This is a genomic window from Paenibacillus sp. FSL R5-0517, assembly GCF_037974355.1.
Lineage (GTDB): Bacteria > Bacillota > Bacilli > Paenibacillales > Paenibacillaceae > Paenibacillus.
This window is the reverse complement of the sequence record NZ_CP150235.1, coordinates 6,281,439-6,306,710: the sequence shown is the minus strand read 5'-3', so window position 1 is coordinate 6,306,710 and position 25,272 is coordinate 6,281,439. Positions and strand designations below refer to the sequence as shown.

Sequence of the window (25,272 nt, the reverse complement as noted above, 5' to 3'; positions counted from 1 at the left end):
GTGATGGGAAACCCTCCCTTTAATTTTATTTTACTATCATGCTACATGATTCGAGCGAACCCGTCAAAATGGTTTTGGGCCTATTTATGCACGGCTGTACCTGACTTTGGTGCCTTCTTTATTGAACTCCTCCCCCGTTAAAGGTATATTTAAATGAAACGCGTTGCAATTACTGAAAGTTCCAATCAATTCATGAAAGGTTTGATACCTGTGGACAATCGTACAACCCCACCTAACTTTATCAAAAATATTATTACCGAAGATCTCCGGTCAGGGAAAGTCCAGGAAGTTATTACCCGTTTTCCTCCGGAACCGAACGGTTATCTGCATATCGGCCATGCCAAGGCGATCTGGATTAACTTTACGCTAGGCGGCGAATTTGGCGGCAAAACGAACTTGCGCTTTGATGACACGAACCCGGTCAAGGAAGATGTAGAGTACGTTCAATCGATTCAGGAAGATGTGAAATGGCTCGGATACGAGTGGAACGAGAAACGTTTTGCCTCGGATTATTTTGATGAGATGTACAACCGTGCGGTCTTGTTAATTAAAAAAGGTAAAGCCTATATCGACGACCAAAGCGCCGACGAAATTCGTCAAATGCGCGGAACGCTGACGGAGCCGGGCAAGAACAGCCCGTACCGTGATCGTTCGGTGGAAGAGAATCTCGACCTGTTCACTCGTATGCGTGCAGGCGAATTCAAGAACGGGGAGAAAGTGCTGCGTGCCAAGATCGATATGTCTGCACCGAATATCAACCTGCGCGATCCGGTAATTTACCGGATTTCACATGCACATCATCATAACACGGGCGACAAATGGTGCATCTATCCGATGTACGCTTTCGCTCACCCGCTCGAAGATGCCATTGAAGGTGTAACACACTCCCTCTGCTCCCTGGAGTTCGAGGACCAACGTCCATTCTACGATTGGGTTATTGCGGAATGTGAGATGGAGAGCCAACCGCGTCAATACGAATTTGGCCGCCTGAACCTGTCCCAGATGGTGACCAGCAAGCGGAAGCTGAAGCTGCTCGTGGACGAAGGCCATGTGGATGGTTGGGATGATCCTCGTATGCCGACCATTTCGGGTCTGCGCCGCCGGGGATATACGCCGGAAGCCATTCGTGATTTTGTATTCGAGACAGGCATTTCCAAGAGCCAAGGGGTCATCGACCTGCAAACGCTGGAGCACTTTGTACGTGAAGACCTGAAACTGAAAGCTCCACGCACGATGGCTGTCCTGCACCCGCTCAAAGTGGTTATTACCAACTACCCGGAAGGGCAAGTGGAATGGCTCGAAGCAGAGAACAATGTGGAGAACCCGGAGATGGGGAATCGCCAAATTCCGTTCTCTCGTGAGATTTATATCGAACAAGACGATTTCATGGAAAATCCGCCGAATAAATACTTCCGTTTGTTCCCTGGCAACGAAGTTCGTCTGAAACATGCATACTTTATCAAATGTAACGATGTAATCAAGGATGCAGAAGGCAATGTGACTGAGATTCATTGTACCTATGATGTGGAGACGAAGAGCGGTAGTGGCTTCACTGGCCGTAAAGTTAAAGGTACAATCCACTGGGTAGAAGCGACTCAAGCGGTACCTGCTGAATTCCGTCTGTATGAGCCTTTGATCCTGGATGAAGCACCAGAAGCTGAGGTTGAAGTGGCTGTAGCTGGGGCTGAAACGGAGGTTGTGGAAGAGCAACCGGAGAAAACGTTCCTGGATCAACTGAACCCGAACTCCCTTGAGGTTGTTCACGGGTATGTGGAACAAGAGATGAAGGAAGCGAACGCCCAGGACAAGTTCCAATTCTTCCGTCACGGTTATTTCAGCGTAGATCCGAAACATTCCGAGCCAGGACGTCCGGTATTTAACCGGGTCGTATCTCTGAAAAGCTCATTCCAACTGCCGAAGGCATAAGCTCGATGAATCAGCTTAAGCTCTGTTCATCGGAGTGCTGGCAAGCAGACAAATGATATGTTAAAGCAAGGGCATCCTTTGTCATGATCATGGCGAAGGATGCCCTTTTGTTTTTCAACATATAGTTAGGTTAGTTTTAGACCGAGCATATAATATGGCATGAACATGAACATGAACATGAACAGAAGTGGTGGATGTGCGTGTGAAGCAAGAATCTAACGAACCGAGGACATGTTATTAAAGCTTATTTCGGCATTCCAGCAACGTAACGAGTCATAGACACCTTATTTCCTCGTTTATCCTGTCTTTTCGAGATTTTTAGTGTCTTTTATACGATATAACGTGGCTGAGATTCCTTAGCTTTAGCATATCGTGAAATTGCTGCAAATAAGGCGTCTAAGGTTCGTTAGGAGCACAAACCTTAGACTCCTTTCTCTTTACTACTACTATCCATAATCTTTTGTTTGAATGTTTGAACGTTAATTTACACGATAACGGAGAGGACAGAAATAACCTGAAGAAGCGGAGCGGTCGCATTTATCCCTGGATTTTAACCTTGAAAAAAGGGAATCAAAAAAATCCGGGGATAACGGCGATCGAAAGATTCTTCTGTCATCGTAGTGCTCTTGTGTAAATCAATCTTTCAATTTTTCTAACAAAAGATTATCTCTCCTCATCCATATTGCCCATCTCCGTCAACACAACCGGCTGATAGCCGTTACGGCGGTTCGACAACCACATGATGCTGAATCCAACAGCACCGATGAGCGAGAAGAATACGCCAATACTGTACATGACTTCCGCCCCGAAGTTCTGGAACAGCCAGCCGCCGAACAGACCCGCAATAACCCCTGAGAGACCGCCCCAGGCCATCGTATAGACCGCTTGACCGGAGGAACGATAGGGTCTTGGAATGAACAGCATGGTCAGTTGTGTGCCTACATAGAAGTACCCACCGAACGTGATGGAATGCATCAGCTGAATGAATACAATCTCCATCGGGTTGCTGGCCAGTGCCATAAGCTGCCAGCGCAGTGCAAACAGCAGACTGATCAGGATGAGAGAGGCCAGAAGCATGCTCATTTTGCGTTTGAGCAAGCGGTCGAGCAGCAGGAATACACCGACTTCGAGAATGGATGAGGTGAAGATGGCCCAGCCGACCATCTGTTTGTCGCCACCCATCTCTACAATATATAAGGACATAAATGTACTGTTCATGGCATTGGGTACCGAGACCAGTACACCAAGACCGATAAATGTCATAAAATACGGATTGAACATGACTTTGCCAAACCGCCGAAAAGTCACCACGGGTGTATCGGAAGCAATAGGCTGTCTGGGCAGGAACACGGATAACACGAAGGCGACAGTAATCATGCACGCAAAGATAATCGATACACTGCCGATACCAAAACGGTCAATGAGCGGGCCAGCTGCAACGGCAGTCAGTGCCCAACCGAGTGAACCCCAGAGCCGGAATGATCCAAACTTCTGGGTTGTGCCATCGATATATCCGAGAATCAGGCTATTGGTTTGAGCGAATAATGGGCTTTGAAAAAAATAAAAAAAGATCATGGCTACATAGATCCATGTATAACTGGGCGCATAGAATACACCTTGGGCGAGCACAAAAGTGCCTCCCATCATAATCATCAGAATGATGCGAATATTGCGGGATTTATCGCTCCAGAAACCCCAGAACGGGTTGGCGAACAAGGAGACAAAAGGTCCAATCGCCATCAGACTGCCAATCTCTAGTTTGGTCATGCCAATCTCTTGCAGATATAACTGCAGGAATCCGGCAAAGATGGAGATGGCGCCATATATGAAAAAGTTATATAGTTTCAGAGATCCCAATGAGGGATTACCTTTTGAAGGTATAGGTCTGTCCAATTAAGCCATTCCTTTCAAATGCATATTGTTCAATGTATCATTTGTTGAAAGGGGATTCAATCTATAGCAAATGTTGATCCATTGATATAACAAGCTCATATCGTCACCAGGAGGGAACAAGCCATCATGAACTCAAGGGAATGGACAGGCATCATATTGGCAGGAGGTTTATCCAGCCGCATGGGGACCAACAAGGCCATGCTGGAACTAAACGGTTCTGCTGTACTGCAACATGTCACAAAGGCCTTGAGACCCGCAGTATCGCGTATCATCGTGGCTGCCGGACCTCATGTGACAACCTACAGTGCAATGGACTACGACTGCGTTCAGGATCACTATCCGGGGAAGGGGCCACTCGCCGGTCTTCACGCGGCGCTGGAAGCTTCCGATACAGACTGGAATCTGGTATGCGCTTGCGACATGCCGCTCCTGCAAACGTCTTTTTTCGATGGAATAAAAAAGCTGGTCGAATCGCATAACTCATATTCTGCTATCGTTCCACGCATGGATGGACATGTCCACCCTCTTGCAGGGGCCTACCACAAGCGAGTGCTCCCTGATCTGGAGCAGCGTCTGAACCAGGATCATCTTCGAGTCATGCGATGGCTTGAAGAGATCGGTTGCCGCTATGTGGAAGTGGAAGAGCTTGAGAGCGCAGGTGTCCATCAAGTAGCGATGCAAATGAGTAATATGAACACGCCGGAAGAGTATGAGCGTATACGCAATCAAGATTCCGGACTTGATTCAGATCTATAGGATACAGGATCACCTGATTCATCTGCATGATGGTTGCGGTATTGCAGCGGGCTCTGGCCTGTCCAACGTTTGAATTGTCTGCTGAAATGGGACAGATGGGTGTAGCCGAGCTTCCACGCAATTTCCCCGAGCGACAGCTCAGGCTGTTCGATCAGTACCTTGGCCTCCTGCAATTTCAAGCTGGACAGGTAAGCCCTGGGTGATCGCCCGTACACCTTGCGAAAGACCTGTAGACCATATCCCGGGCTGATGCCAAACGAGGATATAATCTGCTCTACTTTGACCGTGGATACACTGCTTTCCTTGGTTCGAAGCTGGGCATGGAATGCCTGCTTGATTGCCTCCGCTATAGCTCCCGCATAATGCATGGCTGTTGGAGCTGGTGCATGTGAAGCAGCAACGGAAGTTGTGGATTCCGGTTCATTGTCAGCGGCCTGGGACAACAGGGCGAACAGTTCAAACATGCGTGCCTGCATGATCATTTTGTCCGTGGATGTGTAGGCTTCGGATACATTAATCATGCTCATCCAACTCTCCAGCACAACGCGCATCTTCCGATTAACGGCCGTACCTGCTGCGTAGATTTGGCTATGCTGTGACATTAGCTTCAGGGTAAAGACCGGATCATCCACATTAAAGTGAGCGCTAAAATAAGTCATGCCTTCCGTCGATACACATTGATTCGTATGTTTGAACCCGGGAGGAATGAGAAGAATGGAACCTTCCTCCACGGTATAGGTATAACCGTGAATCACACTCTCCTGAGTACCTTGGATGATCAACATAACCTCAAAACCCGGATGTGATTCCTCCGGCATCGCCCATCCATGGGGTACTTGTTGGCTGTGCGCACCATAGAATTTGATGTTGGAGTCGATAATAGGCAGCCAGTGGGCCAGCGTATGGTGAGGCATTTCTCGGAGCTGTGATCGGATATCCATAACATTCACCTCGGAAAAGGGTAAAAACAACTCGCCTTATACAATCGGCACCCTTAGTATACTTCATTATAATCAGTTTAACGCGAGCATGGATAATCCATGGAACATATCAGCGTTTGAAGAGGTTACTGAACAATCCAAGTTCTTCAACCGATAATAATGTAAACGCTACCATTCCAACTTGGAATATGTCAACTCTTGCACACGTCAAGATCATTATATTTTCCACTTAAAAAGGAGATTAAATCATGGACAAATTATTATATGGTGTGGCCTACTATGATGAATATATGCCTTATGAAAGATTGGACAAGGACATTCAGATGATGAAGGATGCCGGGATCAATGTGGTCCGCATTGCAGAATCAACCTGGAGTACTCATGAACCGCAGAATGGCGTATTTGACTTCTCTTCCGTAGACCGTGTGCTGGACGCCATGCATGAAGCGGGGATTCAGGTCATCGTTGGAACACCAACGTATGCTGTTCCAACGTGGATGGTCAAGGAACATCCAGACGTGCTGGCTACTACCTCACAGGGACCTGGTAAATATGGTGCAAGACAGATCATGGATATTACACATCCAACCTATCTATTCTATGCCGAGCGGATCATCCGCAAGCTGATCTCTCGGGTAAGCACACATCCAGCGGTCATCGGTTATCAGACGGATAACGAGACGAAACATTACAATACGGCCGGAGATAATGTACAATTGCAATTCGTCAAATATATGCGGAACAAGTTCAGCTCTCTGGATGAGCTTAACAAGGAATTTGGCCTCGATTACTGGAGTAATCGGATCAATAGCTGGGAAGACTTCCCGTCTGTTGTAGGAACGATCAACGGTAGTCTGGGTGCTGAGTTTGCCAAGTTCCAGCGGCAGCTGGTAACCAACTTTTTGGCTTGGCAAGTGGGGATCGTGAATGAATACAAACAGGAAGGACAGTTTGTTACCCAGAACTTTGATTTCGATTGGCGTGGATATTCCTACGGCATTCAAGGGGATGTGGATCATTTTGCCGCATCGAAACCTTTTGACATCACCAGTGTGGATATCTACCATCCTTCCCAGGATGATCTGACAGGCATTGAGATTTCATTCGGCGGGGATGTGGCTCGTTCCACCAAACAATCCAATTATCTGGTACTGGAGACCGAAGCGCAGGCATTCTGGCATTGGGTTCCCTATCCGGGACAACTTCGGTTGCAGGCATTCAGTCATCTGGCATCCGGAGCGAACATGGTCGCCTACTGGCACTGGCATTCGTTGCATAATTCGTTCGAGACGTATTGGAAAGGATTGCTCAGTCATGACTTTGAACCGAATCCGGTGTACAACGAAGCGAAGACTATTGGCAGGGATTTTGCCCGTCTCAGTCCAAAGCTCGTTAATCTGAAGAAAAAAAATCGGGTGGCTGTGCTGTTCAGCAATGAGGCCCTGACATCAATCAAGTGGTTTGGTTTTAACTTCACCAGTGACAAGAATTATAATGATGTGGTTCGCTGGATGTACGATGAATTATATAAAATGAATATTGGCTGTGACCTGATCGACCCGTCTGTTGAGAATTATGCGGCGTATGACGTGCTCGTTGTACCTGCTCTGTATGCTGCATCGGATGCGTTGCTGGAAAAATTGAATCAATTCGTACAGGATGGCGGACATATCGTCTACTCGTTCAAGAGCGGCTTTGCAAATGAGCATATCAAGGTACGCTCTAGCCGCCAGCCTGGCCTAATCAGTGAGGCATGCGGAATCAGCTATAACCTTTTTGTAGAGCCAAAACATGTTTCGCTGCGGGATGATCCATTTGGGGTTGGTGAAGAGCAGAATCAGATCCACACCTGGATGGAATTAATTACACCGACAACGGCTGAAGTACTTGCTTGGTATGATCATCCACATTGGGGTGAATATGCGGCAATTACCCAGAATGCCTATGGAAAAGGCAAAGCAACCTATGTAGGCTGTTACACCAGTTCTGAGGTGATCCGTAAGGTACTGGAACGTGTCATGAAGGAAGTGGGTGTATGGGGAGCTGAGCAGGAACTGGCTTTTCCAATCATTGTGAAGACAGGTGTGAACGATCAGGGAAATACGATTCGCTACTATTTCAATTATGCGGATGAGGCGACATCCTTCGTGAATGCCTATGGGGAAGGGACCGAACTTCTGGAAGGAATTCCGATTGCTGCGGGAGAGAAGATCGGACTGGAACCATGGGGCGTACGGATTATCGAACAATAATAGGAAATAATAATTACCAAAATGAATATCAAGACCAAAGCGCCCTCGGCTTCCATGCTGGGGCGTTTGTCTATTTTAGCTCAGGAGTGGATGCGCTGTGTTTACTGAATGTTATCGGAAGCTGACAGATCCTTTCAAACGCAGCATTCGTAATAAATTGATTCTTACCATGACGCTGCTGGCTGTTCTACCCGTCATTGCCATGACCGCTATGGCAGCTGAGAATACCCGCTCTTCCATGGAAGAGGAGATTATGGAGACCAACCGTGCCAATATGAACTGGGCCTCCATCTATCTGGGTGAACAGTTCGCTCGCATGAACAATATTATCTATTCGATTCAGATCAGTGACGAACTGCATCAGTATCTGGCGTTGAACCAGGAAGCACCGGCAGCCAGCCGATTCGACGAACAGAAGGCCATGTTCAATATGCTGAACAGTGTATACTATTCTGCCGGCAATTATGTATTTGGCGTTGAGCTGTATCTGAAGGAACTGGACACCCTGTTCACCTTCAACTCCATGGATTCTCGCATAAAAACGGTATCGGAAATACCGGAAGGGTATCATGAGCTTTTTGCACAACATAAAGATTTTACAATTATCAATGATCCGGACGATCCGCAAAAGTTTCACATGACTCGCAGCATGAATCGCTTCGAGGATCAGGCACAGATCGGCGCCATTAGTCTGGAGGTCAAGTGGGCTGAGTTCAATCAGACCCTTGAGCTGCTGGATAGCAGGGGGGATTATGCAGTATACATCGCCGACAGTGCGGGCAACCCGGTCTATCAGCCGAATCAAAACATCCAGCCGTCCGCTGAAGCATTGGAACAATTGGCAGGCGCCAAAGAAAGTTCCGGTTTCATCCGTACAGCCAAGGAATACGTATTCTATCATTCCATCGACCCGTCAGGACTGCGTGTGATCAAGATTGTACCTGCGCATGTGATTAACGAGAGTGCCTTGGAAACGATGAAATACGGACTGGTTGTAGGTGGCCTGGCAACCGTCATTTCTGTGGGAATAGCTGCGCTCGTGGCCTGGCGTACATCGAAGCCCATTGTCAGACTGGCCAATTCCATGAAGGGTATTCAGTTGATTAAGGACAGAGAAGTGGTACGAAGCGGCCGGGTGGATGAAATTGGTCTGTTGGAGAAAAATCTGCATGGCATGTCAAGCCGTATACGGGAACACATTCGGGACAACTACCTGATGAATCTGGAGAAGCAGACGGCGGAGCTCAAAGCTCTGCAATCCCAGATCCATCCGCATTTCCTGCAAAATACGTTGCAGATGATTGGCGGCATGGTCTACTCGCAAAAACCGGCAGACAGTTATAAAGTCATTCGAGCCTTGAGCGAGATGTTTCGTTATATTGTGCGAGCGCCGGATGGACTTGTCCCTTTACAGTCTGAACTCGATCAGTTGGAACATTATATGCTCATTCAGAAGCAGCGTTTTGGGGGCAAGCTTGAATATACACTGGAGATTACCGGAGAACTTCGGGCGTGTTATATTCCCAAGTTGTCTTTGCAACCCATTGTGGAGAATGCATTTTTGCATGGTCTGGAGAAGAAACCGGGGGAGTGGAAGCTGGGCATTGAGGTCGTCTGTGAACCTAAAGAGGTAACGATTCGAATTCGTGATAACGGTGTGGGTATGGATGCTGAGAAACTAGCGGAGATGCAGTCCAGGCTGGAGCGACTTACCTGGGAGGCTGATCGGGTATGGAGTTCAGGGACGAGTATTGGACTGGTTAATGCAGCCTCACGAATGGTAATGCATTTTGGACCTGAATACGGGATGAGCATGGAAAGTGAATACGGACAGGGGACGAGTGTTACAGTACGAATTCCCTGCAATACAGGAGGCGAAGCCTTGTGAACAAGGAACTGTACAGAGTACTGCTGGTGGATGATGAACCGTGGAACCGGGATATTTTGCGCAACCTGGGGAATTGGAGTGAACTCGGAATGACGGTTGCAGGTGAAGCAGAGGATGGTGAGCAGGCCATACAACTGGTCAAGCAGCATCAGCCTCACATTATCATTACGGACATGCGCATGCCCGGCACAGACGGTGTGGAGCTGCTACAGACGCTGAGCGGACAGTACCCACAGATCAAGGTGATCGTGGTGAGCGGATATGATGACTTCAATTATGCCAAACATGCGATCCGCCATCGGGCTGCGGATTATCTGCTTAAACCGGTGAATCCGGATGAACTGAATGGTGTACTAGCCAAATGTGCCAAAGAATTGGAAAAGGTTCAATCTGCGCCGGAATCATGGGAAGCGTATCCGCCTTCCTTTGCTGGTGATTTTTCTTTGTTTCAACAGCAGGCTCGTTTGCGGTTTAATGACCTGAACATTCAAAGTCTGCGGGAATGGTTCCAGCAACTGCAGCAGAAGCTGGAACGCAGCGAGATTAACAGACCCCGGCAGCTTGGACGAGTGGCCTATGAACTACAGGCTTTGCTGGATGAACTCTGTGTCTCCAATGGATTGTACGAGCGGGGCGAAGCAACGGTGTTACCCCCTTCAACAGCGCTGGCTTCCATAGAATCCACAATTGCCTGGATATCCGCCCCATATTACCAGGCTCTCGAGCAACTCATTGCGCAGCGCAAATTCAAGAACAAGCTGAACCTGGAGGAAGTGAAGCAATACATGGAGCAGCACTGTATGGAGATGATTACGCTGGAGCAGCTCGCCCAGATCTTTTTTGTCAGCAAGGAATATCTCAGCAAGGTATTCAAGAAAGAGTATGAGGTGAATGTGACCGATTATGTCGTCCAGTTACGCATGACACGAGCGAAGGAATGGGTGATGGATGATCAGATTCCGTTCAAACATATTGCCGAGATGGCGGGGTATGAGGATGTGTCCTACTTCTATCGGGTATTCAAGAAACATTTCGGAGTTTCACCGGGGGAGATGCGCAAGGGACTATCGCGTATGCCAGGCAATTCAAGCATTGGCACGCAATGAGCCGTTCAAGAAAGCCCTTTGGGCTGGATTAAGGTTTAAAATAATCCAATACACAAGTCTAATTTTGTCCAATGAAGCGCTTTCATTTTCTGATATATAATGAGCCTATGAAAGACAAACCAGTCACACACCGGGAGGTCATAAGAGATGAAAGTATGGAAAAGCGTAGCAAGTGCGGTACTGGTCAGTGTTCTGCTCGCAGGTTGCGGTTCCAATGCAGGAACGGACAATGGGCAGGAAGAATCGGCATCAGGCAGCACGGTGTCCCTCAAAGTATTCGTTGCACAACCTCGGCTGAAAGAACACTACGATAAATATATAGAACAGTTCAAAGCCAAGGAGAAAGCAGAGAAAAACATTGAGGTGAACGTACAACTGGAGATGCCGCCAGCAGACAATGCACCTCAGATTCTGAAGACACGTCTCGCCTCCAATGATGCACCGGATGTGTTCGCCCTGCATGCAGTCAATGAGATTCCACCGTTCAGCAAAGCTGGTTATCTGGAAGATCTGTCGGATCAACCTTTTGTCGACAAATTACTGGATTCGGTGAAACCTTCCGTAACCAATGCGGAGGGCAAAGTCGTAGCTGTTCCATTGGAAACGTTATCATGGGGCTATCTGTACAACAAGGATATCTTCGAAGAGCAAGGGCTGGAAGTACCAACAACGTTAACAGAAATGAAGGCGGTCGTGGAGAAACTGAAAGCAGCCAACATCACACCGTTTGAACTGTCCTACAAAGAATCCTGGATTCCGCAATTATTCCTGCCGCTCACTGTGGGGGCTTTAACACAGTCGGAGCACAAAGACTTCATCGACAAGATGAATCAGGATCAAGGCTCCTTCTCGGATATGAAAGCGTTGTTCGATGTCTTCGATCTGGTCAATGCGAATGGTACAGAGAAAGCGCTGGAAGTCGGCGGAGATGATGGTTCAGCAGCCTTCGCTTCAGGAAGCGCAGCGATGTGGATTCAGGGACCATGGTTTGCCGAGACGATTCTGAAATCTAACCCGGACCTGAACTTTGGTGTGGCACCGATGCCGATCAATGATAACCCGGATGATACTAAAATCAATCTGAGTACGTCCACTTCACTGGCAGTATCGTCATCCAGCAAGAATAAAGAAGTGGCACTCGATTTCGTGAACTACATTCTCGATGACAAGGATTCAAGTGCCTTCTATGAAGCACTCAAATTCAATCCGGTTGCCAAGATCCATGACTTCAAGAGCTTCCCATGGGTAGACGATGCCCTGAAATATGTGAACGAAGGCAAAGCCTATCAGGACCCTTCTATCCCTCAAGCAGTTAAAGATGAATCAGGCAAAGCGCTACAAGGCTACTACTCCGGGCAATTAAATCAACAGCAGGTTATCGATGCGCTCGACAAAGCGTGGAAATCCTACAACAAAGTCAACAAGTAAGGAGCTGCGAGGCCCAAGCAGATGAAACGGCTGGCAGAACGTTCTTCGTTCCCCCGTTTACAATCGATTATCCGCTTCGAGTGAAAAGGGGGAGAACCTATGGCTACGAATGTGTTCAAGAAGTATCTGTCATTGCTCGCGTTCACTGCGCCTGCCTTTGTCATCTATGCGATTTTCCTGCTGTACCCTACGTTTAGTGGCATGTTCTATAGTCTGACGGATTGGAACGGACTTAATCGGGATTACAGCTTTATCGGTCTGGGCAACTTCGTGGAATTGTTCAAAGAAGATCCGGACTTTCTGAACTCCCTGTGGTTCACGATGAAATATGTAATATTTATGCTCATTCTGCAAAATGGAATTGCCTTGCTGCTCGCCGTGTTGATCGAATCACGGACGCGCAGCAAAGGGCTATTCCGGACCTTGTTCTTCATGCCTAACATGATCAGTACAATCATTAGTGCCTTCATGTGGACATTCATCTTCTCTCAGGTGCTGCCACAGCTCGCACAGAAACTGGCCATTTCATTCTTGGACCAACAATGGCTGGGAGATCCGAAGTTTTCATTTTACTCCATTCTGATCGTATCGCTCTGGAACGGTGTGGGGTATATGATGATCATCTATCTGGCCGCTCTCCAAGGTGTGCCAAAAAGTCTCAAGGAAGCGGCTGTCATTGATGGCGCCAACGCGTTCCAAGTGCTGCGCAATGTGGTGCTTCCAATGATTACTCATGCTGTGACCATCTGTTTCTTCCTGACGCTGAATGGAGCATTTAAAGTGTTTGAAGTGGTGTATGGACTGACTGGTGGTGGACCGGGCCGTGCTACACAGGTTATCACGATGAATATCTATGAAGAAGCGTTCTCCAACAACTTCAGATACGGTTATGCGAGTGCCAAATCGGTTGTGCTGTTCATCATCGTTCTCATCTTCACACTCATCCAGATCACCGTCATGAAGAAGAAAGAGGTGGAAGCATGAGGATGCAACGACTGAACAGTTATCTGATTCGACTACTGCTGATTCTGGGTTCTCTCGTGGCCATGCTGCCGATCTACATGGCGGTAGTGAACTCTTTTAAAACACAAGGAGAGATGTTCCAATCCTTTATCGCACTGCCGACCACGCTGCACTGGGAGAATTATTCGGACGCATTTAACAAAATCAATCTGTTGGGCAGTTCGATGAACTCGGCGATTGTATCCTTTCTGGGGATTGGTGGTATCGTCTTCTGTGCCTCATTGGCTGGATACAAGCTGTCACGTACCTCTGGTCGACTGAGCAATCTGATCTTCTTCCTGTTTGTGGCATCCATGCTAGTGCCGTTCCATTCGATCATGATTCCGCTGACACGGGTAGCCAAAGGCATGGGTGTACAGGGAAGCACGTACGGATTGGCCTTAATCTATATCGGGCTTGGTGTGAACATGGCCATCTTCCTCTATCACGGGTTTGTCAAGTCCATTCCGCGTGAATTGGAGGAATCGGCTCAGATTGATGGATGTAACGAGTTCCAGACGTTCTTCCAGATTATCTTCCCGCTCTTGCTTCCAATCACAGTCACCATCGCGATTCTGGACTTCCTGTGGATCTGGAATGACTTCTTGTTGCCACTGATCATGTTAACCGATGTGAATCGATATACGCTGATTCTGTCCACGAACATGTTGTTTGGCGAATATAACAAGGAATGGCCTTTGATTCTGTCATCCTTGGTTCTGACTGCGATCCCGGTTATCCTGATCTATGCTTTCTTCCAGAAGTTCATCATGGAGGGGATTGCAGAGGGTGCTGTAAAAGGATAGCGAATAGCAGGATGAAACGATGAAATCCCGGAGCGCTTTTGGTATTCGTCCAAATGTACAAAACTAACGCAAAAAGCCTTGATCTGAAGGACATTGTCCTTTTCGGTCAAGGTTTTTTTGTTGTGAAATCAGAACCCAGCAATGGAAGTCATGAGCCAGAATCCATGAGCCTGTGTACAGCTTCTGCAAGGCATTGTAACCCGCGCTCCATCTCATCAGGGGAAGCATAAGCGTAAGACAGCCGAATGTGACTCGCATCCAGCCGGTCATATAGGTAGCCCGGGTGGATAAGCACATCCTGCTCCAGACAGGTATGGAACAATTGGCGGATAGAGAGAGGGGACACAGTGAATTGCAGCCAGATATAAAAGCCGCCAGCAGGTATTTTCCATTCCGCAATTCCATGAAAGTGACGTTGCAACAGATCCAGCATGAAGTCTCTGCGTCTGCGTAACTCAGGGCGAAGGCGTTCCATATGTTCTGCATGATGTCCTTCTGCGAACCACAAGGCAGCGGCTTCTTGCGCGAGTGAGCTGGTACCATAATCGGTCTGCATCTTGATGTCTGCGAGCCGGCGTATGACCGGCTCTGGCCCAACCAGCCATCCGAGGCGTAAGCCGGGACTGACTGCCTTCGACAGGGTGCCCATATGCAGCACCCGTCCTTCCTGGTCACGCGCTTTTAGCGATGACGGAGGAGGTTGATCCAGCCACAGATCACTATAGGCGGCATCCTCCAGTATGGAGATGCCCATTGTTTGAGCGGTGGTCATCAGTTCTTCCCGGCGCTGATCACTCATCACAGAGCCAGTGGGATTGTGAAAGCTCGGGATCGTATAGAGAAGCGAGATGTGGTCTTGATCTTTTACATGCTGCGCTGCGTCCTCCAGACGTGCAATGTGCAATCCATCGTCATCCATCGGAATTCCGCTCATTTTCAATCCTGCCGATTGAAAGGCGTGAATGGAATAAAGGTACGACGGTTTTTCCAGCAGAACCGCTGATCCGCGAGGGAGCAGTCCAACCGAGATCAAGTGCAGTGCCTGAAGAGACCCGGATACAATCAGTATGGAATCTGGAGAGGCTTGAATGCCAGCTGTCTGCAAATGAACGGATAAAGCCTCACGAAGCTCCAGACTTCCCTGAGGTTCCAGGTAGTTCAGTGTGCGAGAACGTTGGGACAGGTCATACAGGATGTCGTTAAAAGCATCCTGAGGCATCAACTCCGGGGCAAGCTCCCCTGTACCAAGACGTATGATGCCAGGCCGAAATTCTGCCTGATTAATCTGCTGGATCTCAGGCAGATTGGGATAGTACCAACCCTCCTCAATGGCTTCATTCCAGTTGGGCATCGCTCTGTGAGCCATGCCATGCCAACCGGAGCCGGAGATATAGGTTCCCCCGCCATGTCTGCCTTCAAGCAGACCCGCGGCAGCCAGATTATCAAGGGCAGTGACCAATGTACTGCGGTTTACCCCCATGGACTCAGCCCATAGTCGCTGTGAGGGAAGACGGTAGCCTGCCGACCATTCACCTGTTGTGATTTTGTGGCGGATATAGGCTTCAATCTGGCGATATAAAGGCAGGTCGAGAGAAGGATTTGGCTTCCAACTCATGTGTAGTCGGGAATCAAAACGTTCCATAACAGGCAGAATCACCTCCGTTTGTCTGTGTAACGAACACTATAACATTTGGTTGGGTCTGATGCCATCCAAGTGGTTGGTTACGTCAGCCATTATCTGTCCTACGATGGAATACAGAGATAAGGGGGAAGAACGATGGAGGTTGTTATTCACGCAGTGATTCTGGCGTTTGGGCTGATTTTGCCACTGGGTGTGCAGAATGTATTTATTTTTAACCAGGGCATGAGCCAGAGACGTTATATACATGCGCTGCCTGCTGTAATAACCGCAGGTGTCAGTGATACGTTGTTGATCGGGGCAGCCGTTGGAGGAGTATCGCTTATTCTGCTGCAATGGCCAGTGCTGGCGAATGTGTTATATGCAGCAGGAAGTTTGTTTTTGCTGTATATGGCATGGAGTATCTGGAGGTCGTCCGAATCTGAGCAAGGTTCGCAGACGGTAATGTCAGCGGGACGACAGATTGCGTTCGCTACATCCGTATCTCTACTCAATCCCCATGCGCTACTGGATACGGTTGCCGTGATTGGCACCAGTTCACTTCAGTATGTGGGCGTGGAGCGTATGTATTTTGCCCTGACAGCCGCAGTTGTATCTTGGATATGGTTTCTGGGACTTGCAGGTGCGGGTAGGGTGATTGGGAGAACGGATCGAACTGGACGCATCAGTCTGGTGTTTAATCGATTGTCCGCTGTGGTCATGGTCGGGCTGGCCGTTATGATGCTGTGGAAACTCATCTATGCATAGAAGGACGTGATGTGGCTTATTTTGTTTGGAATTAGAAAACTCCCCGTGACGTTAATCACATGGGGAGTTTTATGTAGGTGCTGAATTTGGTTATCAATAGATGCCTGCTGATCTGGTTATTGATATGAAACATGTAGTGCTCGATACCGCTTCGGTGTTGCGTCTTTTATATATGGTTAATCATTTAAGTAAGGGTCATCGTTTCGAATTTATTCTGCCTTCAGCAGCATGGATTCAATAAACACTTTCAGGTCACGGCTTACGCTATTCAACTGATCAATGACCTCGCTGAACTCGGTTACCATCACAGCCTGTTGGTTGCTAGACTGTGAGATGGAAGTGATCTCCTGTTCCATCTGCTGGATGGAATGCTGGACATCCTTCAAGGAACGTTCGATATTTACCGTGGCTTCTTTGGTACCTGTAGAAAGTTTGCGCACTTCAGATGCAACGACGCTGAATCCGGCACCGGCTTCGCCAGCCCGGGCTGCTTCGATAGCCGCGTTCAGACCGAGTAGATTGGTCTGTTCTGAGATTTCACGGATGAATGCGGCGACTTTGTTAACCTCGCCTGAGTTCTGCACTGCCATACGCGTATTGTCCAAAATCTGTGTAGATGAGGCTGTCAATTGTTCGGATTGAGCGGCTACCGTCTGTACCATATCCGTCAATCTGCCGCTGATCCCGCCGATTAATTCAGTGAAATACTCCAGTTTCTCCTCATTCTGAAGAGAGAAACCAATGGCAAGTGTGCCCACAATATTTCCTTGCTCATCCCGAAGTGGGGTGGCCGCCGAATTGATTGATGTGCCATAGAATTTTGCATCAATTCGGTTTGCTGAAGTCTCTCCGTGTATAAGTGCCCGGCGGAGTGTAGGGTCATCGAGGGAAACGGGATCTCCGGCCTTGATCCCCAGATCGAGCTCGTTGCTGGGAACATAATACCAGAACTTCTCCGTATCGGTTACTGCAATCATGATATCGTGTTCTTTGAGCATAATTTTAAAATACGGACTCGCTGCAACGAGTGCTTCAACAATGTTCAATAAGGTTCAGCTCCTATAGTGTATGTGTGCATATCATCTAGATGTATTGTATATACATCGTCAGAATTAGCGGAATCTTGAAGACCCAACAAGGGCAATAACATATATTAATTAAAATTTTAATAAATGAAACAGGAGAATGGATTATTTTCAGAAATTTATGAAAACATGACAAAAAAGCAGGCGAGAACAATCAAGTTCTCGTCTGCTTTATTATCCGCCAATCTGGGACATGCGCCGTACAGTCGGCGTATGAGATTGCATTTTTTGTTCCAGGGCGAGGGCCATCTCATGATTCTTCGGTTTCGTACCCAGCGCTTTGAGGAAGAGTGCCGCCATGGCATCCGGATCATCCACGAAACGGCGAACATTATACTCATCCGACCAGTACAGACAGGCTTTGATATGTCCGTCAGCGGTCAACCGAAGTCGGTTGCAATTATCACAGAAGTGATCGCTCACGGGATGAATCAATCCGAATGTGCCTTCGGAGCCCACAATTTTCATATTGCGTGATGGGCCATTGCCCGCAGGGCCTGTTGTATTTTCTACCGTCCAGCCTGCTTCAGCGCATACATCTGTCACGGCTTCCAGCGGCAAATAAGATTTGCGCCATGAATCCGAAGCGTGTCCAATCGGCATATATTCAATAAAACGCACATGAAGAGGTTGATCCATCGTCATGGCAATGAAATCCTTGATCTCATCATCGTTGATACCCTTCATTAGCACGACATTCAGCTTAATCGGAGCAAGGCCAGCGGCTGTTGCAGCTTCAATGCCTTTCAGTACCTTGTTCACATCTCCGCCCCGGGTAATCATGGAGAAGCGATCAGCGCGCAGGGAATCCAGACTGATGTTAATCCGGTTCAATCCAGCGTCCTTCAATGCTTGAGCTTGCTTATCCAGTAGAAGAGCGTTGGTCGTTAGTGCAATATCGTCAATACCTTCAATCGCTGAGATCATGCCGACGAGCTTATGCAGATCCTTGCGCACCAGTGGTTCGCCCCCGGTGAGCCGAACTTTACGCATGCCCATCGGAGCCAGCACCTTCAGTACCTGTGCGATCTCTTCGTAGCTCATAATCTCATCATGTGGAGCAAACTCCATGCCCTCTGCAGGCATGCAATACACACAGCGTAAATTACAGCGGTCCGTAACAGAAATACGGATGTAGTCATGTATTCGGCCAAATGAATCCTGAAGCAATTCCATGCAGACCACCCTTTCATCGGTTCAGATTGGAAATCTTCTATTATAAATGATACGACAATTTCAAAAGGAACAGTTGCATCAAATTTTAGCTATTTCTCCAATCCGCGTCAACGATAACGTCAGATGACAGCATTTTTGGCGGGGTGGTTCAGGTGGAATTGTCCCACGAGTTGTTGCAGAAAGACTGTAATGGCTTCCACATTATGCGAAGAATGCTGAACCTGTAACATATCACGAATCAGCTCCATCATCTCGGCTTCTACCTCAGCGGAAGTCGCCCGATTTTGATGGCTGATTGCAGCGATATTTTCCATCAGCATGACCACTTGATCTACGACTTGTGTGCGCTCAGGTTCTTCAGCGGTAGCATTTTTCAGAAGTTGCGAAGCGGCCTGAACCAGTGTCGTTCCTTCAGCAAGTACCTGATCACCCTCTGTGATTAATTGGGAAGCAGCTCCTGCTGCTGTTGAGATTCGGTCCAGAATCTGATGAATATTTTCAGTAGAAGAACGGGATAAATCAGCCAGCTTACGAATTTCCCCTGCCACGACCGAGAAGCCCTGGCCATGTTCGCCCACGCGTGCAGCTTCAATGGTAGCATTCAGAGCCAGCAGATTGGTCTGAGCTGAAATTTCGTCAATGACAGCCAGTGCGCGGTAAATCTCTTTCATCGTATCCATAAAGGACAGGATCGTACGGTTGGTATCGGATACCGCTCCCGAGATTTGGGTCATTTTATCGCCGATTCGTTCCACTTCCTGCTGGGCCACGCCGATCTGTTCGGTTGCAGAAGTCTCCAGTTGTTGCAGCGTTATGCGCATGTGATCGGCAGCAATTCTGGCCTGATCGAGATCTTCCAGTTGGGTGCGAATGGCCTGAATCATCGAACCAAGCTTGTGGTTCACACGCTCAGTCGTGCCCTGGGTTGTCTCTGTTGAAGTTCGCATCTGAACCTGATTGTCCATAACGTCTACGGTGGCAAGTTGTACCTTCAGCATAATGCCCTCCAGAGAGTCAATCATGTTGTTGATCCATTTCGCCAGTTCACCCGATTCGTCTTGGGCAAAAGAAGACGTGTCCAGGCGCTGGGTCAGATCCCCCCTGCCTTCCGCATTAATTCGAATAAAACGGCTGATGCGCCGCAAGTCTTCATGAACCCGCCGATATTGGCTACGATGCAGCTGCAATGCAGTGAAGAATCCGAATAACACGTTAAATGCTGCTATTGCTGCAGCGCTCCATCCACTTCCGGTGAAGGCATAGACAAGGGCAGCTCCTGCAACGCCTGACAAAAGCGTGAAGAGACTATGCTGCTTGAACTGGCGCCAGCCGATATTTCGTATCCGATACACTTCCTCTAAATCCCCTTCACACATCATGCCCCAGCGATCAGGACAGTGTGGCAGCTGGAAGGTGATGCCTTTGCCGATTACAGAAATATGTCGGTAATCCGAGTAGCCGGGAAAGGCTACGAACAGATTGGAACCATTCTGAATGGTGTTTGCTACTCCGGGGTGCAGTTCTCCGGTCGATGGATCGGTGAACATCAGTTCCAGCTCGGTATGCTCTTTAACGGAAACGATGCCCCATTCGGTGGTGACGCCATCTTTGAGGTTTTCCCCATGCGTAAAGGTACGGTCTTCGAAGCGGCTTCGGGATAAGGCAGTGCCGGGTTGCAGATGAGGCCGTAATATCGACTCGGCCATAAAGAGGTAATTGTCACCGGAATCGGGATAGATATGACCGGACTCTCGTTGAATCAGGTCACCCAGTACATCCCCGGGGACACGGCTGCATAATGAACCGACATAGCGACCTTCCTGCAGAATTGGGGAGATAAACAGCAAGGTGACATCATCGTGAAAAGCGGACGAGCGTGGACCAATATCCAGCGTCAGGGGATCAGAGTAAGGACCAAACAAGCATTTTTTTTCCTGCTGACCTGCTCTGGAGTACTTCAATCCTGGTCCTATCAAAGCTTCGTGATCCTCATAGATCTGTCCAATATGTTTCTTATATGTAGAGAATACCACCTGATTCTGTTCGTTCAGCATGAATAGCTCCGTACTATCAACAGCTCGAATATAACTGGCTTGAAACCATGCATCTAGTTTGCTCCCTTGCTGTGTACCTTGTAATACATCCTGTAATTGAAGCGACTGTATCTGTTGAAGCAAACGGTCCAGGTGGTTCCACTGTTCATCTGCCCAGTCCATCATAATCTGCCGTCTCGTTTCGGCAATTCCCTCAAAAATCTGTTCCACATCTTCCTTCATATGTGCGTTCAACCGATACGATCGCCACAGCGGCAATCCTTTTCTCCATCCCAGCCAATCAAACATCATGACCACCCCGATTTCTGGATTTGAAAGCTTCGTTCTACTGATCTTTGGATAGACCTACATATGTGGTTTTCAAAGTGATATATGACAAAGGAAGCCAGCCTGCGTGGTGATTGATCCGGAATAGTGATACCGCCTTCATCATTCAGGAGCCGTGACACGTGGAGGTGCAGCCCTTGTACGTCTATTCAATCTTTATACAAGAAAATGGACAAGAATACGAGGGCATATGTCATATTTTCCGAATATTTATTCAATAAATACAAATGATCGTGCGTTTGTTGTTAAGTGAAATGTATGTTAGCTAAATACGAGGAAAACTCACATGGATATATCTGAGAATACATCTCATTTTACATTGTGTAACATGAACAGGCCCATACTCAAAACACACTGTATAATGTAATCCCCGCCCAAAGCGATATAGTATTATCTAACAAGAAAACCTGTTACGTTCGTGTATATAAACCTCCCATTCAGCCTTGTGTGCCATGAAAATAACTTCCACAAAGGAGAATGCCCATGTCCTCCGCACCCTCAGCTACAGTCCCTGAAGCCTGCCATATTGATGTAGATCATGTGTCCGTTGTCTTTGGCACAGGTACACAACAAGTCACTGCTTTGTCGGATGTTACATTCCAGATCGAGTCCAATGAGTTTGTCTCTCTGCTGGGCCCTTCCGGCTGTGGCAAGTCGACCTTGCTCCGGTTAGTGGGTGATCTGCTTCAGCCCACCTCAGGCACCGTTCGAATTGCCGGTCAGGAGCCAGAGCGGGCTCGACTACAGCGACAGTTCGGTATTGTCTTCCAGACACCCGCCTTGTTCGATTGGCGCACCGTTCGTCACAATGTGGAATTGCCACTGGAGCTGCTCGGTACCCGCCGGAAGGAGTGCCGCCGCATTAGCAGTGAACTGCTTGAAATGGTAGGACTAACCCGCTTCGCCGACCATTATCCGTGGCAGCTCAGTGGAGGCATGCAGCAACGTGTATCCATTGCACGTGCCCTTGCGCTTGATCCGCCACTGCTGCTCATGGATGAACCCTTCTCCGCATTGGACGAATTCACCAAAGAAAAGCTTCAATTGGAGCTGCTTGAGATCAAGCGCTCAACGGGCAAGACCTTCCTCTTTGTCACACACAGTATCCCCGAAGCGGTATTTCTGTCCGACCGGATCATCGTACTCTCGGCGCATCCGGGGCAAGTACATTCCATTCATTCCGTCGACCTGCCTTCTGAACGCCATAGTGAACTGAGAGAAACGGATGCTTTCTACCACATGATCACAACCATTCGCAATTGCTTCTACGAGGAGCGTGATGAATCTCATGTCCCTGCGGTTCTTTAAACCGGGATATCGATCCTGGGTCGTCATCTGGATTATGGCCGTATTGGTGCTGTGGGAGGGAATCGCCTGGATGCTCCAACTATTCCTGTCACCCCAGCAGGCGGCGTCTCGCCTTCCTTATCTGCATGATGTGCTTGCAGCCTTGTTTCGTTACTCGGGTACGCTAGCAGAGCAGGGGGCGGTCACGTTTGGCAATGCGGCCATTGGTTTTGCAGGGGGAACGCTGCTGGGCCTGGGTCTGGCTCTGCTCATGAGCGGAGCTGTATGGCTGGAGCGCACGTTATCGCCATATATAGTCTCCTCACAGATGGTTCCGGTTATTGGTCTCGCACCAATTGTGTACGGCATCATTCACAACGCGGAATGGGCCCGAATGGTTATGGCGGCGTACGTAACTTTCTTCCCGATCATCATCCATACGTTGAAAGGATTAAAAAGTGCAGCGCCAGAGCATCTGGAACTGATGCGTTCCTGTGGAGCTTCATTGACTGCACGATATATCAAATGTCTGTTGCCCTCAGCACTGCCGGGATTATTTTCAGGTATGAAAATAGCTGCTCCGCTAGCGGTGACCTCCTCTATCGTTGTGGAATTGATGGGTGCCCCTGACGGACTCGGTGTCCTGATGGTTAGTTCGTTATATTACGGCCATGCCCAAGTGGGCATGTTCTGGGCCACCATCATGCTTAGCATTGGCATTGGGTTGATCTCGTATCTGGTCATCAGTCTGGCCGAACGTTGGCTAACCCCCTGGCAGCCTGAATTCAGGGCCAAAGGAGGCGATGCCACATGAGTGAAGGTAGGGTAATGCAGCGGAAACGTGATGAAGGTGTGGCAATTGCTGCTGTAACGGGAACTGCTACGCCCCTCCCTGGTTCACAGATGACATCTGCTCCCGGATCGGAAATCCATGGACAACCGGGACAAGCCGAAAAGGCCAGATTGGGCACCGGCGTTCGCAGGCGATCGATTGCACTGAGCATGCTTCCTTGGGGTGCGGGTGTATTGTTTCTCTCCCTCTGGCAGCTCAGGTTGTTTCATTGGATATTCTCGCTGGAAAGTTACCAATTGCCTGTGCCTTCCGCGATTGCGGCATCGATACAGGAGAATGCCAATATGCTCTTTCGATATGCGATGTACAGCGGAACCGAAATGCTGGGGGGATTCCTGCTCGGTTCCCTGTTGGGCGCTCTGGCAGCAGCGGGTGCATCGTTCTTTCCCACAAGCGGCAGGGCGGCGGTTACGGTTCTGTCGGCACTGAACGCTGTTCCGATCGTGGCTCTTGCCCCGATTATGAACAATTGGTTGGGTGACGGGATCTGGTCGCGTATTGCAGTCATCACCGTCATTACGATGGCGGCTATGGCGGTCAGCCTGTTTAAGGGGCTGACCTCCATTCAGCCGCAGTACAGTGATCTGCTGAGTGGCCTCGCCGCAAGCAGGATGCAGTTTTTTTGGAAGCTGAGACTGCCTCATGCTATACCTTCCCTCTTTGCAGGTCTGAAGATCAACATGTCGACCAGTATTATCGGGGCCATTGTGGGTGAGTTTTTCATCGCCTCCCAGGGGCTGGGGTACTTACTCTCCGATCAGATTCGATTGGCGAACATGCCCTTGGCCTGGTCCTGCATTGTCATCGCCGCCGCGCTCGGTATTGTGTTGTATGAAGCGGTTGTCCTGGCAGAAAAGCGACTCATTCCGTGGAATTGTGCACGCACAGATCACTAACGTACATCAGGGTATCAACCATAGATCGTAATACGTGATTGAGGTTGTTCAATAAGTCCACGGTACTGAAAACCAGACTTTTTTGAACACGGACTGATGATTGATAAATCGTATATACACAGGGGGTTGTTCTGTCCATGTACAAAACGTTGAAGCCGGGTTTGCTGGTATTGGTCCTGTTGGTTGTTACGATGCTGAGTGCATGTTCTACGAAGTCCGAGCCGGCCGCTGAGCCTGTTGCTGCAAGTTCAGGAGGGGCGGGCGAAGCAGACCAACCCTTAACCAAAGTGAAAATTCAACTGAAGTGGGTGCCGCAGGCACAATTTGCCGGGATCTATGCAGCGAAGGAAAAAGGTTTTTTTGCAGATGAAGGCATTGATGCCGAGATTATTCCGGGTGGGCCGGATATCGTGATTGAGCAGCAGGTGGTCAATGGCGCCGCCGATGTAGGGATCACCGGAGTGGACAGTCTGCTGGTCAGCCGGGATAACGGTCTGCCACTCGTCTCACTCGCCCAGATCTCACAGAAGAGCAGTTATCGCTTGATTGCCAAGAAGTCGCTAGGTATTACCGATCCCGCTCAGATGAAAGGCAAGAAGGTTAGTACGTGGTTCGGCAGTCAGCAGTTTCAGGTGCTCGCATTCATGGAGAAGAATGGTCTGGACCCGAAGAAAGACATTGAACTGGTGAAGCAGGGCTTCACGATGGATCAGTTTTTTAATGACCAGGTAGATGTGGCGACAGCAACGATCTATAACGAATACCACGTGGTGTTGGAAAGTGGAACAAAAGAATCCGATCTGGATGTGTTTAACATTGAAGATGCCGGTGTTGGCATGCTGGAGGATACGCTGATTGCCAAGAAAGATTGGGTAGACAGCAATCGTGAGCTTGCGGTCAAAGTGACCCGTGCCATTCTGAAAGGCTGGAATTATGCCATCGACAATCAGAATGAGACAGTGGATATTGTGATGAGTAATGTGACGGAGGGCAGTACCACTCGTGAGCATCAGGTCACGATGCTGGAAGAGATTGCAAAGCTGATTCGGCCGGAAGGATTTACGGAGCAGCAAGTCGGCAGTTTTGTAGACGAATCATTTACCCGAACTGCGGATATTGCGCTGAATTATGGCCTGATCAAAAAAGCCGCCAACCTGGATGAAGCACTGGAGAAAAGCATCTATGAAGAAGCGGTGAAATAAACGTGTGG

19 protein-coding genes are annotated in these 25,272 nt (G+C 48.7%); 13 read left to right on the top strand and 6 right to left on the bottom strand.

The annotated features are described in order from the left end of the window. Nucleotides 1-192: 192 nt before the first annotated feature. Complete coding sequence (locus MKX40_RS28215; protein ID WP_339243222.1) at nucleotides 193-1,926, top strand: glutamine--tRNA ligase/YqeY domain fusion protein; 1,734 nt, start codon at nucleotides 193-195, stop codon at nucleotides 1,924-1,926. Between the two features lie 663 nt (nucleotides 1,927-2,589). On the opposite strand, the gene MKX40_RS28210 is transcribed toward MKX40_RS28215, so the two are convergent. Then, the gene (locus MKX40_RS28210; protein ID WP_339238297.1) at nucleotides 2,590-3,819 is read right to left on the bottom strand and encodes an MFS transporter; all 1,230 of its coding nucleotides are present in this window, start codon (nucleotides 3,817-3,819) and stop codon (nucleotides 2,590-2,592) included. Nucleotides 3,820-3,945: 126 nt separating this feature from the next. Here MKX40_RS28210 and MKX40_RS28205 point away from each other — a divergent pair, with 126 nt between their 5' ends. Beyond that, the gene (locus tag MKX40_RS28205; protein ID WP_339238295.1) at nucleotides 3,946-4,575 is read left to right on the top strand and encodes a molybdenum cofactor guanylyltransferase; all 630 of its coding nucleotides are present in this window, start codon (nucleotides 3,946-3,948) and stop codon (nucleotides 4,573-4,575) included. Here MKX40_RS28205 and MKX40_RS28200 read toward each other — a convergent pair. Continuing rightward, the gene (locus MKX40_RS28200) at nucleotides 4,545-5,516 is read right to left on the bottom strand and encodes an AraC family transcriptional regulator (RefSeq protein WP_339238293.1); all 972 of its coding nucleotides are present in this window, start codon (nucleotides 5,514-5,516) and stop codon (nucleotides 4,545-4,547) included. The two genes, MKX40_RS28205 and MKX40_RS28200, sit on opposite strands and share 31 nt — an antisense overlap. Before the next feature lie 248 nt (nucleotides 5,517-5,764). Between MKX40_RS28200 and MKX40_RS28195 the strand changes: the two genes are divergently transcribed. The 6 genes from MKX40_RS28195 (at nucleotide 5,765) to MKX40_RS28170 (ending at nucleotide 13,998) form a co-directional block, all read left to right on the top strand. After that, nucleotides 5,765-7,768 (top strand): beta-galactosidase, encoded by a 2,004-nt coding sequence (locus MKX40_RS28195; RefSeq protein ID WP_339238291.1) that lies wholly within the window; start codon nucleotides 5,765-5,767, stop codon nucleotides 7,766-7,768. A 97-nt stretch (nucleotides 7,769-7,865) separates the two neighbouring features. Next, nucleotides 7,866-9,656 carry a sensor histidine kinase gene (locus MKX40_RS28190; RefSeq protein WP_339238289.1) on the top strand — a complete coding sequence of 597 codons (1,791 nt, stop codon included), beginning with the start codon at nucleotides 7,866-7,868 and terminating at the stop codon, nucleotides 9,654-9,656. After that, nucleotides 9,653-10,762: a response regulator gene (locus tag MKX40_RS28185; RefSeq protein ID WP_339238287.1), complete on the top strand. Its 1,110-nt coding sequence runs from the start codon at nucleotides 9,653-9,655 to the stop codon at nucleotides 10,760-10,762. The genes MKX40_RS28190 and MKX40_RS28185 overlap by 4 nt, the downstream gene beginning before the upstream one ends. Nucleotides 10,763-10,909: 147 nt before the next feature. Next, complete coding sequence (locus MKX40_RS28180) at nucleotides 10,910-12,190, top strand: extracellular solute-binding protein (protein ID WP_339238285.1); 1,281 nt, start codon at nucleotides 10,910-10,912, stop codon at nucleotides 12,188-12,190. 99 nt (nucleotides 12,191-12,289) lie between these two features. Beyond that, a complete protein-coding gene (locus MKX40_RS28175) occupies nucleotides 12,290-13,174 on the top strand; it encodes a sugar ABC transporter permease (protein ID WP_124116573.1) in 885 nt (294 codons plus the stop codon). Continuing rightward, nucleotides 13,171-13,998, top strand: a complete 828-nt coding sequence (locus MKX40_RS28170; RefSeq protein ID WP_339238282.1) for a carbohydrate ABC transporter permease — start codon at nucleotides 13,171-13,173, stop codon at nucleotides 13,996-13,998. Before MKX40_RS28175 ends, MKX40_RS28170 begins: the two co-directional genes overlap by 4 nt. A 148-nt stretch (nucleotides 13,999-14,146) precedes the next feature. On the opposite strand, the gene MKX40_RS28165 is transcribed toward MKX40_RS28170, so the two are convergent. Further along, on the bottom strand, nucleotides 14,147-15,640 hold the full coding sequence (locus MKX40_RS28165) for a PLP-dependent aminotransferase family protein (protein WP_339238280.1): 1,494 nt from the start codon (nucleotides 15,638-15,640) through the stop codon (nucleotides 14,147-14,149). Between the two features lie 135 nt (nucleotides 15,641-15,775). Between MKX40_RS28165 and MKX40_RS28160 the strand changes: the two genes are divergently transcribed. After that, nucleotides 15,776-16,384, top strand: a complete 609-nt coding sequence (locus MKX40_RS28160; RefSeq protein WP_339238278.1) for a LysE/ArgO family amino acid transporter — start codon at nucleotides 15,776-15,778, stop codon at nucleotides 16,382-16,384. Between the two features lie 209 nt (nucleotides 16,385-16,593). Here MKX40_RS28160 and MKX40_RS28155 read toward each other — a convergent pair whose 3' ends face one another. From MKX40_RS28155 to MKX40_RS28145, 3 genes are all read right to left on the bottom strand, one after another. Continuing rightward, complete coding sequence (locus tag MKX40_RS28155) at nucleotides 16,594-17,430, bottom strand: methyl-accepting chemotaxis protein (RefSeq protein ID WP_301290204.1); 837 nt, start codon at nucleotides 17,428-17,430, stop codon at nucleotides 16,594-16,596. A 213-nt stretch (nucleotides 17,431-17,643) separates the two neighbouring features. Beyond that, nucleotides 17,644-18,645 carry a GTP 3',8-cyclase MoaA gene (gene moaA, locus MKX40_RS28150; RefSeq protein WP_339238273.1) on the bottom strand — a complete coding sequence of 334 codons (1,002 nt, stop codon included), beginning with the start codon at nucleotides 18,643-18,645 and terminating at the stop codon, nucleotides 17,644-17,646. A gap of 119 nt (nucleotides 18,646-18,764) precedes the next feature. Continuing rightward, nucleotides 18,765-20,990 (bottom strand): methyl-accepting chemotaxis protein, encoded by a 2,226-nt coding sequence (locus MKX40_RS28145; RefSeq protein WP_339238271.1) that lies wholly within the window; start codon nucleotides 20,988-20,990, stop codon nucleotides 18,765-18,767. A gap of 519 nt (nucleotides 20,991-21,509) precedes the next feature. On the opposite strand from MKX40_RS28145, the gene MKX40_RS28140 reads away from it, so the two are divergent. The 4 genes from MKX40_RS28140 to MKX40_RS28125 all read left to right on the top strand — a co-directional run bounded on the left by MKX40_RS28140 (nucleotide 21,510) and on the right by MKX40_RS28125 (nucleotide 25,264). Beyond that, nucleotides 21,510-22,334, top strand: coding sequence for an ABC transporter ATP-binding protein (locus tag MKX40_RS28140; protein WP_339238269.1), 825 nt, complete (start codon nucleotides 21,510-21,512; stop codon nucleotides 22,332-22,334). Continuing rightward, complete coding sequence (locus tag MKX40_RS28135) at nucleotides 22,306-23,127, top strand: ABC transporter permease subunit (protein WP_339238268.1); 822 nt, start codon at nucleotides 22,306-22,308, stop codon at nucleotides 23,125-23,127. The genes MKX40_RS28140 and MKX40_RS28135 overlap by 29 nt, the downstream gene beginning before the upstream one ends. Then, entirely contained in the window at nucleotides 23,124-24,062 is a 939-nt protein-coding gene (locus MKX40_RS28130) for an ABC transporter permease (RefSeq protein ID WP_339238266.1), read from the top strand. The genes MKX40_RS28135 and MKX40_RS28130 overlap by 4 nt, the downstream gene beginning before the upstream one ends. A gap of 137 nt (nucleotides 24,063-24,199) precedes the next feature. Then, nucleotides 24,200-25,264, top strand: a complete 1,065-nt coding sequence (locus MKX40_RS28125; RefSeq protein WP_339238264.1) for an ABC transporter substrate-binding protein — start codon at nucleotides 24,200-24,202, stop codon at nucleotides 25,262-25,264. Nucleotides 25,265-25,272: the final 8 nt, after the last annotated feature.